Raw genomic sequence first — 13,934 nt, 5'->3', positions numbered from 1 at the left:
GCTTTAAAGTTGATGACTTGAGCCAGACCGATCTCGCTTCCTACGCCGAACGCGCCGACCTGACCCAGGGCCGCCGCGTTTTCGAGCCTGCCAGCCGCACGCGCACCGCCTTTGCGCGGGACCGTGACCGCATCATCCATGCGACGGCGTTCCGGCGGCTGAAGGAGAAGACCCAGGTCTTCGTGGCCCATGAGGGCGATCACTACCGCACCCGCCTGACCCATTCGCTTGAGGTTGCGCAGATCGCGCGGTCGCTGGCCCATGCGCTGAGGCTGGACGACGACCTGGCCGAGACCATCGCCCTGGCCCACGACCTGGGCCATCCGCCCTTCGCCCATGCCGGCGAGGACGAGCTGGTGGTGCAGATGCGCGACTACGGCGGGTTCGACCACAACGTCCAGAGTTTCCGCGTCGTGACCGAACTGGAGAACCGCTATCCGCAGTTCGACGGGCTGAACCTGAGCTGGGAGACGGTCGAGGGCGTCATCAAGCACAACGGCCCGGTGTCGCACCGCCTGGACGAGCCGGCCTGGTCGGTCGTGCGTCCCTATGCAGCCGACGGCGAGGCAGGGTGGGACCTGCGGCTGGGGACGTTCGCCTCGCTGGAGGCCCAGTGCGCGGCCATCGCCGACGACATCGCCTATAACAATCATGACGTGGACGACGGTGTGCAGGCGGGTCTGATCACCCTGCGCGATCTGGATCAGGTGCCGCTGATCGGCCCGATGTTGGCCGAGGTGCGCCGCGAATATCCCGACATCGACGACCGGATGCTGCGCATCGAGGCGGTGCGGCGGATGATCGGCGTCATGGTCGAGGATGTGCTGGCCGAGACGGCGCAGCGGCTGGAGGAAGACCGGATCGTCACGACCGAGGACGTGCGGATGGCCAGGCGCACGATGGTGGATTTCTCGCACGCCATGCACGTCGACCTGGCGGTGCTGAGGAAGTTCCTGTTCGAGCGGATGTATCGCCATTACCGCGTCAATCGCACCCGCAGCCAGGCCCGGCGCGTGCTGTCGCAGTTGTTCGAACTGTTCATGGCCGAGCCGGAGGTGATGCCGCCGGAGTGGGGCGAACCGGCCATGACCCCGGACAAGACGCAGCGGGCGCGCGCCGTGTGCGACTATATCGCCGGCATGACCGACCGTTACGCCATAGAAGTGCACCAGAAGCTGTTCAGCCTCGACCTCGCCCTCGATCTGTGATTCGAAAGATGCACGCGGGGGCGTAGAGTGATCGTTCGGCGCGCCGATTCGCGCCGACAGACGGCGGAGCGCGACCATGTCCTTTGAAGACGACAACAAACCCGGCCGGGGCGCCTATACGCCGCCGACCGACGACGACCTGCCGTTCCGCCGCAACAGCTATGACCCGCGCAGCGGCCGCAATGTGGGCTCGGGCGGAGGCAAGGCGCCGCCGGTGACGCTGATCATCAGCGTCGTCGTTTTGATCTTGATCGCAGTCGCCGTTGCCTGGCTTTACGGGCGGTCAGGGCTTCGCGCCTCGACCGACGCGCCGCCGGCCGTGGGTCAGCCGGTCGGCGAGATGAAGACCGCCGCGCCCATCGACGCGCAGCCGATCGATCCGGCCGAGGGCGTGCGCGTCTATCGCGACGAGACCGAGACGACCGATGCGCCCGTGACCTTCACCCCGCCGCCCGAGGCGCCCCAGCCGCGTCCGGCCGCGCCGCCGACCGCCGCACCGACCGGACAGGGCCTGCCGCCCGCCAATACGGCGACGCCGGCCGCGCCTGCGCCGCGTCCGACGACCCCCGCGCCCGCGCCTGTCGCTGCGCCGGCGACCAAGGCTCCGGCCGCGACCGGCGGATCGGCCTCGGTCCAGATCGGCGCCTTCTCCTCGACCGAGATCGCGGACCGTGAGTACGCCGCCGTCGCCGGCCGCTTCGGCGCTTACGCCTCGGGCGCTGAAAAGCGGGTCACCGAAGTGACCTCGTCCAGCGGATCGACCCTGTACCGCACAGCCTTCGCGGGCCTGTCGCGCGAACGGGCGGTGGCCTTCTGCAATGCGCTGAAGGCGGCGGGCCGGGACTGCATCGTCCGGTGACGTCCGCCGCCATCTACGGCTGCCTGGGACATCGGCTGACGGAGGCCGAAAAGGCCTTCTTCGCCGAGGTCCGACCCTGGGGCTTCATCCTGTTCCGGCGCAATATCGACACGCCCGAACAGGTGCGGGCCCTGACCGACGAACTGCGGGCGTCCATCGGCGATCCCGAGGCGCCGATCCTGATCGACCAGGAAGGCGGTCGGGTCCAGCGGATGGGGCCGCCCCACTGGCCCAAATATCCGCCGGGTAACGCCTATCTAAAGGCGACGAACGAGCTGGCTCAGGCGCGTGAGCTGACGCGGCTGGGCGCACGTCTGATGGCGCACGATCTGCGCGAGGTCGGGGTGACCGTCGATCTGCTGCCGGTGCTGGACGTGCCGGTTCCCGGCGCCCACGACATCATCGGCGACCGCGCCTATGGCGTCGATCCCGAGACGGTCGCCTTGCTGGGCCGGGCGGCGGCGGAGGGGCTGCTGGCGGGTGGGGTCCTGCCCTGCATCAAGCACATGCCGGGCCATGGCCGAGCCTTTGCGGATACGCACAAGGACTTGCCAACGGTTCACGCCGATTTGGACACGCTGGACGCCTGGGACTTTGCCCCATTCAAGGCCCTGTCGGACATGCCGATCGGCATGACGGCGCACATCGTCTTCACCGCGATCGATCGCAAACATCCGGCGACGCAGTCGAAGAAGGCCATTCGCCTGATCCGCGAGCGGTTGGGATTCGGCGGCCTGCTGCTGTCCGACGATCTGGTGATGAACGCCCTTTCGGGCTCGTTGACCCAGCGCGCGCACAAGGCGCTGAAGGCGGGGTGCGATCTCGTCGTCCACTGGAACGGCGACATGGACGAAATGCGCCAGGTCGCCGAGGGCGTCGGGCCGCTGAAGGGCGGGGCGCGCCGCCGGGCGGACGCCGCGCTGGGCCGGATCGTGCGCACGCCTGAGCCGCTGGATCCCGTCGCCGGGCACGACCGCTTCTTCAAGGCCATGGGCGGTCGCATGGACGTCGCCAAGGGGCCGGACGTGGGTGAGGCGCAGGCCTAAAGACCTATGACGGAGTCTTTCCAGCCCAATCTGGATTTCAACGCCGAGGAGGTCGAGGAGCGCGAGGCCTTCGTCGTCGATCTGGAAGGCTATGAGGGACCGCTGCACGTCCTGCTGGCCCTGGCGCGAAACCAGAAGGTCGATCTGCTGAAACTGTCGATCACCCAGCTGGCGGAACAGTATCTGGCCTTCGTGCACGAGGCGCGCAGGCGCAACTTCGCCCTAGCGGCGGACTATCTGGTGATGGCGTCGTGGCTGGCCTATCTGAAGTCGCGCCTGCTGCTGCCGCGCACCGACAAGGGCAAGGCCGAAGAGCCGCCGGCTGAGGAAATGGCCGCCGCCTTGGCGTTCCGGCTGCAGAAGCTGGAAGCGATGCGAAAGGCCGTCGAACAGCTGATGGCCCGGCCCCAGCTGAAGCGCGACGTCTTCACGCGCGGCGACCCCGAGGCGACGGTGATCGTGCCGTCGGATCGGATCGACGCCAGCCTGTACGAACTGATGAGCGCCTATGTGGTGCAGCGCCGGCGCGAGGAGGCCCGGCGCTATGCCCCCGGCCAGCGGGTCGAGGCCTTTCCATTGGAAGCCGCACGCGACTGGCTGCGCGAAATCATGCCGAAGCTGGCGGAGTGGACGCCGCTGGAACAGGTGGCGCCCCACCGTGAGGACGAGGAGGGGCCCAGCCAGGCCAGCTTTACGGCCTCGACCCTCTCGGCCAGTCTGGAACTGGTGAAGGAGGGGGCGATGGACATCCGGCAGAGCGAGGCGTTTGCGGACCTGTATCTGAAACGCCGGGGGGCGGGCCAGCCTCTGGAGCTGACGCCGTGAGCGACCTGTCGTTCCAGCCCGACGAGGCCGAGATCGAACGGCGGGTCGAGGCCCTGCTGTTCGCCGCCGCCGGGCCGTTGACGGCGGCCGAGATCGCCGCGCGCCTGCCCGAGAATTGCAATGTCGCGCGCGCCATATCGGGTCTGCGCGCCCGCTATGAGGGGCGGGGGGTCGAGCTGGAGTGCGTCGCCGACCGCTGGCGCTTTCGCACCGCGCCGGACCTGGCCTTCATGATGACGCAGGAGCGCGAGGAGCCGCGCCGTCTGTCCAAGGCCGCGCTGGAGACGCTGGCGATCATCGCCTATCACCAGCCCGTCACCCGCGCCGAGATCGAGAGCGTGCGCGGCGTCAGCATCTCCAAGGGCACGCTGGACCTGCTGCTGGAGATGGGTTTCGTGCGGCTGCGCGGACGCAGGCGCACGCCGGGTCGGCCCGTCACCTATGCGACCACCGACCGGTTCCTGGAGCATTTCGGCCTTGCGACCCTGTACGACCTGCCAGGCGTGCAGGAGATGAAGGCGGCGGGCCTGCTGGACCTGTCGCTGCAGGTCGGATTCGAGGTGCCCGACCCCAGCCGCGCGTCGGAGGCCGACGACGAGGACGGCACCCTGCCGCTGGACGACGAGGCGCCCGAGTTTGCGCAGGACTTCGTCGGCGAACGAAGCTGACCCAGCGTGATGTTCACGCCGTCTTAGTCTGCGCGCCGTAAGCCAGACCGTATGAGTGGCGTGACATCGAAGACGGGTTGGCGGGCGTGGAGCACGTTCAGGATCGCAATGATCCTGATGCTGTCGTCCATCGTCGGAATGGCCGGAGTTCTGGCCATCGTCAGTCGCGGCATCGACGCCCACCAGGCCAGCAAGGAAGAAGGTCTGGTGCGGCTGCGTCTGACGCGCGCGCTGGAGACCATTGGCGAAAACCTGACCACCGCTTCGGTCTGGGACGAGGCCGTCGATCGGATGACGGCGGGCGATGTGGCCTGGTACGACCGCAACTTCGGCGCCTTCTACGCCGCCCAGCACAAACACCAATTCACTCTGGGCTATGACGGGACCGGGCGGCTATTTCGCATCAGCACCCTGGGCCGACCGGCCGAGCCGCAGATCGGCGAGCCATTCGGTCAGCCGGCCCGGCCGCTGATCGACGCGCTCCGGGCCGAGGCCGCTGGCCGCGACCGATCGGTCACGGCGGATGCCGGGGTGCGGCTGAAGGCGGCGTTCGTTCGCGTTGGCGACGACGTCTATGTGCTGGGGGCCTCCACCGTCGTGCGACATACGGCGGGCGGATCGACGCCGGCGTCCGATCCGGTCGTCGCATCGTTCAAACCGTTCGCCGGCGAGCTCAATCTCTTGCGAACGCGGCTGGCGCTGGACCGGATTCACTTCCAGCCCGGCGATGCAGAGCCGCCCAAAGGCATGGTCGGCGTCGATGTGCGCGACGTCGGCGGCGCCCTGTTGGGCCGTGTCGTCTGGGCGCCGGAGCAGCCCGGCTATCAGATCCTCACCAAGGCCGGGCCACTGCTGCTGCTGCTGTTCATCGTGCTGCTGATCGGCACGGGCTCGCTCCTGTGGAACACGACGGCCGACGTGCGGCGCCTCAAAGCCTCGGAGGTCGCCCTGTCCGCGGCGCTGGAGCGGGCCGAGGCGGCGAACCGGGCCAAGACGCGGTTCCTGTCCAACGTCAGTCACGAACTGCGCACGCCCCTGAACGGGGTTTTGGGCATGGCCGAGATCATCGGGGCCGATCTGGTGACGCCGCAGCAGCGCGAGCGGCTTGAAATCCTGAAGGCGTCGGGGCGTCAGCAACTGAGGCTGGTCGAGGAGCTGCTAGACGTGGTGCGGCTGCGCGACGGGGCCGTGGCGCTGGAAACCCGACCCTTCCGGCCCGACAACCTGCTGCAGCGGGTCGCCAACGACTTCCGGGGCGCGGCCGAGGCCAAGGGGCTGAAGATTTCGGTCGAGGCGGCCGAAGGCGAGTGGCTGGGCGACCCGGTTCATGTCGAAAAGCTGATGGCGGCGCTGACGGACAATGCGGTGCGGTTCACACGCACCGGCGGCGTGATGCTGCGCGCCGTTGCGGGCGCGGGCCTGGCCTTGGAGGTCGAGGACACCGGGCCGGGCATGGAGCCGGCGGAGGCCGCGCGCCTGTTCGAGGCCTTCACCCAGGGCGATGAAAGCGCGACGCGCACGGCCGAAGGGCTGGGGCTGGGATTGACGGCGGCGCACGGTCTGGCGGCCCTGATGGGCGGCAAGATCGAGATCGTCACCGCGCCCGGCGCCGGAAGCACCTTCCGCGTCGTCCTGCCGTTGAAGGCGGTCGTCTAGGCCGTCAGCAGGCGCGGCAGTTTGAAGGTGACCGTTTCGCGCGCGCCGTCGTCTTCGGTCACCGTGGCGTCGAAGCGCGCACGGATGGCGTCGACCAAGGCCTCGATCAACGGTTCGGGCGCGGAGGCGCCGGCGGTGACGCCGACGGTGTTCACGCCGTCGAACCAGGACCAGTCCACCTGGGACGCATCGTCCACCAGATAGGCGGCCGGGGCCCCGGCGCGCATCGCGACCTCGACCAGGCGCACGGAATTGGACGAGTTCTTGGATCCGACGACCAGCACGAGGTCGCAGCCCTCGCCCAACGCCTTGACGGCGTCCTGGCGATTGGTCGTAGCGTAGCAGATGTCTTCCTTGTGCGGATCGGGCAGTTCGGGGAAGCGGCGCTTCAGCACCTTCAGGATGCCCGCCGTGTCGTCCACCGACAGGGTGGTCTGGGTCGCATAGGCGAGGGGCGCGTCGCCGGGGCGTTCGAACGATTCGGCGTCGGCCTCGGTCTCGACCAGGGTGATGGTGCCGGGCGGCAACTGGCCCAGGGTGCCGACGACCTCGGGGTGGCCTGCGTGGCCGATCAGGATGATGTGGCGGCCGGCCGCATGATGACGTTCGGCCTCGACGTGGACCTTGGACACCAGGGGGCAGGTCGCGTCCAGGAACACCAGTTCGCGCGCACGCGCCGTCGCCGGCACGGACTTGGGCACCCCGTGGGCCGAGAAGACGACCGGCCGGTCGTCGGGGCATTCATCCAGTTCCTTGACGAAGACGGCGCCCATGGCCTTCAGCCGCTCGACCACATGTTTGTTGTGGACGATCTCGTGGCGCACGTAGACGGGGGCGCCGAACTTTTCGATCGCGCGCTCGACGATCTGGATCGCGCGATCGACCCCGGCGCAAAAGCCCCGCGGGGTGGCCAACCGCACCGAAAGCGGGCGAAGCGGAGCGTTGGGGACAGGAACATGCGCATTCATGGCGGCGAACCTAGTCGTTTGCGGCGCTGACCGCCATCGGAGCCGAAGGGCGGATGCGACGGATTCTGTCGCCCGCAGCAGCGGCGCATCGTCACGGCGGGCGGGCGCGAATGGAAAGTCGATATTCTACAATGTCTTAGGCTATAATCACGACGCCTTGACCTGTAGGCCGCTCACGATTAGTTTCCGCGCCGAATTCAGACCCGTCCGGACGCACCGTCTGGACGCCGAACGCACAGGTCCTATCCCCCATGTCGGAATCGCGCGAAGAGGCGATCAAACGCCTCCAAGACAGCGCATCCGCATTGGAGGCGCGGACCACGGCGGAGAAATCCGCCGCACTGACCGGCCAACAGGTGTCGGGTCAGGCCTACAAGATCATCGCCGAGCTTCTCGGCGGCGTCTTCGTGGGGCTGGCGTTCGGAGCGATCGCAGACTGGGCCCTCGGGACCCGTCCGTGGGGTTTGATCGGCGGGGTCCTTCTCGGCTTCGCCTTGTCGATTTACATGGCGCGTCGCACAGCCAACCGGCTGATGGCGCAGGCCAAGGCGCAAGGGACGACGGCTCCGGCCGAGCCCTACGTCGAGGCCGACGAAGACGGGGAACGATAGGGCTTCATGGCCGATCCGATTCATCAGTTTCAGATCCAGCCCATCCGGGGTCTGGACTTCGGCATCGTCGATGTGCCGGTGCTTGGTCCTGTCCATCTGGCGGTGACGAACTCGCACGTCGCCATGACCGTCGCCTTCCTGCTGATCGTCGGCTTCCTGGCCGCTGTGACAGCGAACGCCAAAGTGGTGCCCGGCCGCTTGCAAGCGGCTGGTGAAGGCGTGTTCGGCATGATCGATAACTTGGCTGATTCCATCATCGGCCATGAAGGTCGCAAATACTTCCCGTTCGTTCTTACGGTATTCCTGCTGATCCTGAGCATGAACATGCTGGGTCTGTTTCTGACCTTCACGGCGACCTCGCAACTGGCGATCACCGCCACCTTCGCCGTGCTTACGTTTGGCGTTGTGCTGGCGGTGGGCTTCGCCAAGAACGGCTTGGGCTTCTTCAAGCTGTTCTGGCCGGCCAGCGCACCGCTCGCGATTCGTTGGGCCGTCGGCCTGATTGAACTGATCTCCTTCTTCCTCCGTCCGGTCACCCTGGCGCTGCGTCTGTTCGGCAACATGCTGGGCGGTCACGTCGCGCTGAAGATCTTCGCCGGCTTCGTCGTGTCGCTGGGCCTTCTGGGCCTGGGCGGCGGCATCGGTCTGCTGGCCTTCCCGGTCGCGGCCCTGTCGCTGGGCATGGTTGTCGCCCTGACCGCTCTGGAGTTCCTGGTGGCCTTCCTCCAGGCCTTCGTCTTCGCCGTTCTGACCTGCATCTATCTGAACGATGTGGTCAACCTGGACCACGCCCACTAAAGGGCCGGACCAGTCTCTTCACCCCAACCACCAACGACTTTAATCTAGGAATACAATCATGGACGCTGAAGCCGCGAAGTACATCGGCGCTGGTCTCGCCACCCTGGGCATGATCGGTTCGGCCCTGGGCGTGGGCAACATCTTCGGCAACTTCCTTGCCGGCGCCCTGCGCAACCCGTCGGCCGCCGCCGGCCAAGTCGGCAACCTGTTCGTCGGCGCCGCTCTGGCCGAAGCCCTGGGCATCCTGGCCTTCGTGCTCGGCATCCTGATGATCTTCGGCTGATATCAGTCGATCACGGCGCGCGGGGTTCGCCCGCGCGCCGCTTCATCTGATCCTGCAGTAGACAGTTCATGGCCAGCACCCACACCATCGACGCGGTCCCGCCTTCGGTCGAAGCGGACCTGCACGCCGAGACGGCGACCCCCGCCGAGCACGGCTCGGGCGGCCTGCCGCAATTCCAGTTCGAACACTGGGCGGGCCAGATCGGCTATCTGCTGATCCTGTTCGTCATTCTGTATGTTCTGGTTTCCAAGGTCTTCGCCCCACGCCTTCGCAAGGTGATGGACGAACGGGCCGACACCATTTCCACCGCCGTCGCGACCGCACGCCAGGTCCAGGCCGAAGCCGCCGAACAGGCCGCCCAGGCTCAGGCCGAAGTCGCCAAGGCTCGCGCTGACGCCCGCGCCACGGCCGCCGCCGCCAAGGCGCGCGTGACCGAAGAAGCCAACGCCCGTCAGGCCGCCGAAGAAGCCGTGGTCAACGCCCGCATCGCCGAGGCGGAAGCCTCGATCGGCAAGACCCGCGACGCCGCCATGGCCAATGTCTCCACCATTGCCTCCGACACGACCGCCGCCATGGTCGAACGTCTGACCGGCAAGGCCGCGACCGCCGCCGAGCTGGCCGCCGTCAAGGGAGCCGCCTGATGAACCTGATCTTCGAACACGGCATCTGGAGCTTCGCCAATGCGGAGATCTGGGTCGGCATCGGCCTGATCATCTTCTTCGGCATCCTGATCGCCGCTGGCGTGCCCAAGATGGCCGGCAAGGCGCTGGACGCCAAGGCCGTCAAGATCCAGGCCGACCTGGACGAGGCCGCGCGCCTGCGCGCCGAGGCCGAAGCCCTGCTGGCCCAGATCCGCAAGGAGAAGGCCGAGGCGGAAGCCCAGGCCGCCGAGATGATGGCTCAGGCCGAAGCCGACGCCCGTCGTCTGGAAGTCGAGACCAAGGCCAAGCTGGAAGAGACCCTGGCCCGTCGCCAGAAGATGGCCGAAACCCGCATCGCCCAAGCCGAAGCCCAGGCCTCGGCCGAGGTGAAGGCCGCCGCCGCCGATCTGGCCGCCAAGTCGGCGGAACAGGTTCTGGCCGCGCGCCTCGCCAGCGGCGCCAAGGATCCGCTGCTCGACAGCGCCATCGCCCAGATCGGCGATCGCCTGAACTGATCAGGGATTATCCTGAATAAAACAAGGCCCCCGACGTCGCCGTCGGGGGCCTTTTTTTTCTTGGGCGATCAAGCCGTGATCAATGGGCGTGGGCACCGCCGATGATGGTCGCGCCCAACCGTTTGTCGCGCGCCACCAGTCGGGCGTAGACGTTGCCCAGCACGATGCCGAAGACCGCGTGGGTGATCAGCAGCCAGGCGAAGGTGCCGAAGCCCGCGCCGGCCGTGAAGGTGCGGTAGTTCCCGAACATCACGATGGCGGCCATCATGAGGATCCAGGCGCCGACGGCGAAGACGATGCCCTTGGTCTCGGGCGTGTCCGTCGGCAGGCGGGGACACAGGACGGCGAACAGCGGCCCCAGGATGAAGACGCCGCTGATGACATGGACGACCCAGCCGACGGCTAGATTGCCAGGCATTCCAAGCATGCTGGCGATGACCCCCTGGAAGGGATCGAACCAGTTCAGGAACATATTGGGTATTTCGAGCAATGAGACGGCCACGGTCGCCGCAACGCCGGCGATCAGACCTTTTTGTACGCGTGACATCATGACCTTAGCGCCTCCCAACGCCTAAGTGGTTCTCTGATAACGCGCAGACAGGATACGCCTGACTTGGGCGAGCGGTGTTCACGATCCTGTGGTTAGCGGTTGCAGCAACGCAACCGCGGAATTAGGCGCTAACTAGCGGAAGAGCTTACGGAAATAACGCCGAATACTTTTGCGGCCGCGGGAGAGGCGACGGCTTGAGCGTCTGGTGACGATCTTCTCGGCCCGCAGCGCCTGTTGCCAGAAGACCGGCGCGAACTCGGGCTTCTTTCGCATCAGGCGACGGAAAGGATAGACCCATTTCGGCCGCGCATATTGAGCGCGAATGAACTGGCGCTTGGCCCAGAACGAGCTTTTCAGGATCAACATCAAACCGACGGCGATGACGGGGATGCCGCCGGGCCCGGGCAGGGGAGCGATCAGAATGCCCAGCAGCACGACGAACAGACCCCCGATCATCAGCGCCCAGCGTTTGACGACCCGCAGCGTGGAGGCGCGCGGCTTGTCAGAGCGGACGAAGGGAACGGGGAGTGAGGTCACGAATACGCCGGATGGGGAGGAGGATCGTCATGACAACGATCGCCACGGACGCGCGATCCCTCGTCGGGAAAGGAAAAGGCGACCGTGACGACCTTGCCACAAGACCCCTTAACGCCCTGCGTCCATGGCGGATGGATGTCCGGCGGGTGAAGCTTTGGTCATGAAGGGAGGATCTCTGCGCGCCGTGGCGCGGCGGACACGCCCCGCGCCGTCAGCCGTAGGTCACGCCCGTCAGACGCTCTGATTCCGACCACAGACGCCTGGCCACATCTGCGTCCCTGGCCTGGCGCTTGATCACCGCGACGCCGGGCGGGCCCTTCATCTCCTGAAAGCCGGTGGGGCCGTAATATCCGCCGGGCGTCGGGTCCTGCAGGGTCGCGGCCATCAGGATGGGCAGGGCGCCGTCCGCGGCCGAATGGCTGAGCACGGCCTCCAGCAGCCGGGCGCCGCGCGCGAACAGGCCGGGCTTGCCGGCATGACCGTTGGCGATCAGGTCGGTGCGGGCGAAGCCGGGATGGGCCGCCACGCTGGTCAGGCCCCAGCCGTGGGCGTCGCTGCGGCGCTGAAGCTCCAAGGCGAACATCAGCATGGCCAGCTTGGATTGCTGATAGACCGGCCACGGGCTGTAGTGGCTTTGATAGTTCAGGTCGTCCAGGCGGATATGCCCGCTGCGGTGGGCGACGCTGGACAACTGGACCACGCGGGCCTTTGCCGCAATCAGCAAAGGCAGCAGCCGGCCGACCAGGGCGAAGTGGGACAGGTAGTTGGTCCCGAACTGCTTCTCGAACCCGTCGACGGTCGTCTGGCGCGTCGGCAGGGCCATGACTCCCGCATTGTCGATCAGGATGTCGATGGGCCGTCCCGTCGCCAGATTGCGCTCGGCGAAGGCCTGGACGGAGGCCAGGCTGGCCAGGTCCAGCAGATCGAACCGCACGGCCGCATTCGGATGACGAGACCGGATGAGCCGTTCGGCCTCAGCCCCCTTGTCGGGATTGCGGGCCGCCAGCACGACCTCCGCGCCCTTGCCGGCCAGCACCAGGGCGGTTTCCAGCCCCAGCCCGCCGGTCGCGCCGGTGACGATGGCCAGTCGGCCGGAAAGGTCGGGGATGTCGTTCGTCGTCCAGGTCATGGCCATGACCTAGCGACGGATCAGCCCCGCGTCAGCCCCTTCCCGCAGGAAGGGGCGACTTCGGGATCAGGCCGCCTTGTTGGAGCCTTCCGGCGCGGTCCAGCGCAGAACCGGCGAACGGGCGGCGCGGGTTTCGTCCAGACGTTTCAGCGGCGCGTGGAAGGGCGCGCCCTTGAAGCGATCGACGTCGCCGGCCTTGGCGGCCCCGGCCAGGGCGCGCATCGCCTCGATGAAGCGGTCCAACTCGGCCTTGGACTCGGTTTCCGTCGGCTCGATCAGCATGGCGCCGTGAACGACAAGCGGGAAATACATGGTCATCGGGTGGAAGCCCTCGTCGATCATCGCCTTGGCGAAGTCGAGCGTGGTGATGTCCGTGCCCTTCAGCCATTCGTCGTCGAACAGGGCCTCGTGCATGCAGGGGCCGTCGGGGAAGGCGGCCGACATCAAATCACCGAGCCGGGCCTTGATGTAGTTGGCGTTCAGGACGGCGTCCTCGGCGACCTGACGCAGGCCGTCGGCGCCGTGCGACATCATGTAGGACAGGGCGCGGGTGTACATGCCCATCTGGCCCTGGAAGGCGCACAGACGGCCGAAGGCTTGCTCGGCCTCGTCCTCCTCGCGCTCGATCAGGCGATAGCCGCCGTCGTCATGCACGACCCAGGGGGCGGGCGCGAAGGGGGCCAAGGCTTCGGAGAGGACCACCGGACCCGCGCCCGGACCGCCGCCGCCGTGGGGCGTCGAGAAGGTCTTGTGCAGGTTGATGTGCATCGCATCGACGCCGAGGTCGCCGGGACGAACCCGGCCGACGATGGCGTTGAAGTTGGCGCCGTCGCAGTAGAAATAGGCGCCGGCCTCATGCGTCAGGCGGCTGATCTCCAGGATATCGCGCTCGAACAGGCCGCAGGTGTTGGGGTTGGTCACCATGATGGCGGCGACGTCGTCACCCAGCTTGGACGCCAAGTCGGCGACGTCCACACGGCCGTCCTCGGTCTGGGCCACTTCGACCACCGAATAGCCGACGAAGGCGGCGGTGGCCGGGTTGGTGCCGTGGGCGCTGGTGGGCACCAGAACCTTGCGGCGCTTCTCATGCTGGCCCGACGCCTCGTGGGCGGCGCGGATCGCCATCAGGCCGCACAGTTCGCCGTGCGCGCCGGCCTTGGGCGATAGGGCGACGGCGGGCATGCCGGTCAGGGTCTTCAGCCAATGGGCCAGGGTGTCCATCAGCTCCAGCGCGCCCTGAACCGTCGAGATCGGCTGCAGCGGATGGATGTCGGAGAAGCCGGGCAGGCGGGCCATCTTCTCGTTCAGGCGCGGGTTGTGCTTCATCGTGCACGAACCCAGCGGATAGATGGCCAGGTCGATGGCGTGGTTCTTTTGGCTCAGGCGCACATAGTGGCGCATGGTTTCCGGCTCGGACAGGCCGGGCAGGCCGATCGGATCCTTGCGGACCAGGTCGCCCAGGTCGGAGCCGTCCGTCTTGGGTTCCGGCAGATCGACGCCGGTCTTGCCCCAGCCGTCGCCCTCGAAGATCAGGGCTTCGTTCTGCAACAGGCCGCGGCCGCCAGTCAGAGTGGCGGGCTTGGTCTGGACCTGGTTCGGGGCGGTCGGGCGGCCGACGGTGTTCATGGTGCTCATGGTCA

The 13,934-nt window shown here is 67.3% G+C and carries 16 protein-coding genes; 11 read left to right on the top strand and 5 right to left on the bottom strand.

What is annotated here, in order from left to right:
• The first annotated feature begins 17 nt into the window (after nucleotides 1–17).
• From ABIC32_RS01300 to ABIC32_RS01275, 6 genes are all read left to right on the top strand, one after another.
• On the top strand, nucleotides 18–1,208 hold the full coding sequence (locus ABIC32_RS01300) for a deoxyguanosinetriphosphate triphosphohydrolase (protein ID WP_354040489.1): 1,191 nt from the start codon (nucleotides 18–20) through the stop codon (nucleotides 1,206–1,208).
• A gap of 76 nt (nucleotides 1,209–1,284) precedes the next feature.
• Nucleotides 1,285–2,067, top strand: a complete 783-nt coding sequence (locus tag ABIC32_RS01295; protein WP_354071791.1) for an SPOR domain-containing protein — start codon at nucleotides 1,285–1,287, stop codon at nucleotides 2,065–2,067.
• On the top strand, nucleotides 2,064–3,113 hold the full coding sequence (gene nagZ, locus ABIC32_RS01290; protein ID WP_354071789.1) for a beta-N-acetylhexosaminidase: 1,050 nt from the start codon (nucleotides 2,064–2,066) through the stop codon (nucleotides 3,111–3,113). Before ABIC32_RS01295 ends, nagZ begins: the two co-directional genes overlap by 4 nt.
• Nucleotides 3,114–3,119: 6 nt before the next feature.
• Nucleotides 3,120–3,938, top strand: coding sequence for a segregation and condensation protein A (locus ABIC32_RS01285; protein WP_354071787.1), 819 nt, complete (start codon nucleotides 3,120–3,122; stop codon nucleotides 3,936–3,938).
• Nucleotides 3,935–4,606, top strand: coding sequence for an SMC-Scp complex subunit ScpB (gene scpB / locus ABIC32_RS01280; RefSeq protein WP_354071785.1), 672 nt, complete (start codon nucleotides 3,935–3,937; stop codon nucleotides 4,604–4,606). Before ABIC32_RS01285 ends, scpB begins: the two co-directional genes overlap by 4 nt.
• A 108-nt stretch (nucleotides 4,607–4,714) precedes the next feature.
• The gene (locus ABIC32_RS01275; RefSeq protein WP_354071783.1) at nucleotides 4,715–6,262 is read left to right on the top strand and encodes a sensor histidine kinase; all 1,548 of its coding nucleotides are present in this window, start codon (nucleotides 4,715–4,717) and stop codon (nucleotides 6,260–6,262) included.
• Here ABIC32_RS01275 and ispH read toward each other — a convergent pair.
• Nucleotides 6,259–7,230: a 4-hydroxy-3-methylbut-2-enyl diphosphate reductase gene (gene ispH, locus ABIC32_RS01270; protein ID WP_354071781.1), complete on the bottom strand. Its 972-nt coding sequence runs from the start codon at nucleotides 7,228–7,230 to the stop codon at nucleotides 6,259–6,261. The genes ABIC32_RS01275 and ispH overlap by 4 nt on opposite strands.
• Nucleotides 7,231–7,481: 251 nt before the next feature.
• On the opposite strand from ispH, the gene ABIC32_RS01265 reads away from it, so the two are divergent.
• The 5 genes from ABIC32_RS01265 to ABIC32_RS01245 all read left to right on the top strand — a co-directional run bounded on the left by ABIC32_RS01265 (nucleotide 7,482) and on the right by ABIC32_RS01245 (nucleotide 10,078).
• Complete coding sequence (locus tag ABIC32_RS01265) at nucleotides 7,482–7,841, top strand: AtpZ/AtpI family protein (protein ID WP_295207834.1); 360 nt, start codon at nucleotides 7,482–7,484, stop codon at nucleotides 7,839–7,841.
• Between the two features lie 6 nt (nucleotides 7,842–7,847).
• A complete protein-coding gene (locus tag ABIC32_RS01260; RefSeq protein WP_354071779.1) occupies nucleotides 7,848–8,639 on the top strand; it encodes a F0F1 ATP synthase subunit A in 792 nt (263 codons plus the stop codon).
• A gap of 58 nt (nucleotides 8,640–8,697) precedes the next feature.
• Complete coding sequence (locus ABIC32_RS01255) at nucleotides 8,698–8,922, top strand: F0F1 ATP synthase subunit C (protein WP_017505298.1); 225 nt, start codon at nucleotides 8,698–8,700, stop codon at nucleotides 8,920–8,922.
• Between the two features lie 68 nt (nucleotides 8,923–8,990).
• A complete protein-coding gene (locus ABIC32_RS01250) occupies nucleotides 8,991–9,563 on the top strand; it encodes a F0F1 ATP synthase subunit B family protein (protein WP_017505299.1) in 573 nt (190 codons plus the stop codon).
• Entirely contained in the window at nucleotides 9,563–10,078 is a 516-nt protein-coding gene (locus ABIC32_RS01245) for a F0F1 ATP synthase subunit B (protein ID WP_017505300.1), read from the top strand. Before ABIC32_RS01250 ends, ABIC32_RS01245 begins: the two co-directional genes overlap by 1 nt.
• Before the next feature lie 79 nt (nucleotides 10,079–10,157).
• Here the strand turns inward: ABIC32_RS01245 and ABIC32_RS01240 are convergent, their stop codons facing one another.
• The 4 genes from ABIC32_RS01240 to gcvPB form a co-directional block, all read right to left on the bottom strand.
• The gene (locus ABIC32_RS01240; protein WP_354071777.1) at nucleotides 10,158–10,628 is read right to left on the bottom strand and encodes a DUF6789 family protein; all 471 of its coding nucleotides are present in this window, start codon (nucleotides 10,626–10,628) and stop codon (nucleotides 10,158–10,160) included.
• Nucleotides 10,629–10,760: 132 nt separating this feature from the next.
• On the bottom strand, nucleotides 10,761–11,165 hold the full coding sequence (locus ABIC32_RS01235; RefSeq protein WP_340190207.1) for a hypothetical protein: 405 nt from the start codon (nucleotides 11,163–11,165) through the stop codon (nucleotides 10,761–10,763).
• Nucleotides 11,166–11,376: 211 nt separating this feature from the next.
• A complete protein-coding gene (locus ABIC32_RS01230) occupies nucleotides 11,377–12,294 on the bottom strand; it encodes an SDR family oxidoreductase (protein WP_354071774.1) in 918 nt (305 codons plus the stop codon).
• A 66-nt stretch (nucleotides 12,295–12,360) separates the two neighbouring features.
• Entirely contained in the window at nucleotides 12,361–13,929 is a 1,569-nt protein-coding gene (gene gcvPB, locus ABIC32_RS01225) for an aminomethyl-transferring glycine dehydrogenase subunit GcvPB (protein WP_373427510.1), read from the bottom strand.
• Nucleotides 13,930–13,934 lie beyond the last annotated feature (5 nt).

The organism is Brevundimonas sp. 1080 (assembly GCF_040545985.1).
GTDB lineage: Bacteria > Pseudomonadota > Alphaproteobacteria > Caulobacterales > Caulobacteraceae > Brevundimonas.
Note: the sequence above shows the minus strand (reverse complement) of the source record. Positions and strands in the feature narration are given on the sequence as shown.

Bases quoted from the DNA above. Each gene is read 5' to 3' on its own strand.
- gcvPB (WP_373427510.1), bottom strand. From the start codon at position 13,929: ATGAGCACCATGAACACCGTCGGCCGCCCGACCGCCCCGAACCAGGTC.
- ABIC32_RS01265 (WP_295207834.1), top strand. From the start codon at position 7,482: ATGTCGGAATCGCGCGAAGAGGCGATCAAACGCCTCCAAGACAGCGCA.
- ABIC32_RS01275 (WP_354071783.1), top strand. From the start codon at position 4,715: ATGATCCTGATGCTGTCGTCCATCGTCGGAATGGCCGGAGTTCTGGCC.
- ABIC32_RS01245 (WP_017505300.1), top strand. From the start codon at position 9,563: ATGAACCTGATCTTCGAACACGGCATCTGGAGCTTCGCCAATGCGGAG.
- ABIC32_RS01250 (WP_017505299.1), top strand. From the start codon at position 8,991: ATGGCCAGCACCCACACCATCGACGCGGTCCCGCCTTCGGTCGAAGCG.
- ABIC32_RS01285 (WP_354071787.1), top strand. From the start codon at position 3,120: ATGACGGAGTCTTTCCAGCCCAATCTGGATTTCAACGCCGAGGAGGTC.
- ABIC32_RS01230 (WP_354071774.1), bottom strand. From the start codon at position 12,294: ATGACCTGGACGACGAACGACATCCCCGACCTTTCCGGCCGACTGGCC.
- ABIC32_RS01240 (WP_354071777.1), bottom strand. From the start codon at position 10,628: ATGATGTCACGCGTACAAAAAGGTCTGATCGCCGGCGTTGCGGCGACC.
- ABIC32_RS01260 (WP_354071779.1), top strand. From the start codon at position 7,848: ATGGCCGATCCGATTCATCAGTTTCAGATCCAGCCCATCCGGGGTCTG.
- ispH (WP_354071781.1), bottom strand. From the start codon at position 7,230: ATGAATGCGCATGTTCCTGTCCCCAACGCTCCGCTTCGCCCGCTTTCG.
- ABIC32_RS01255 (WP_017505298.1), top strand. From the start codon at position 8,698: ATGGACGCTGAAGCCGCGAAGTACATCGGCGCTGGTCTCGCCACCCTG.
- ABIC32_RS01295 (WP_354071791.1), top strand. From the start codon at position 1,285: ATGTCCTTTGAAGACGACAACAAACCCGGCCGGGGCGCCTATACGCCG.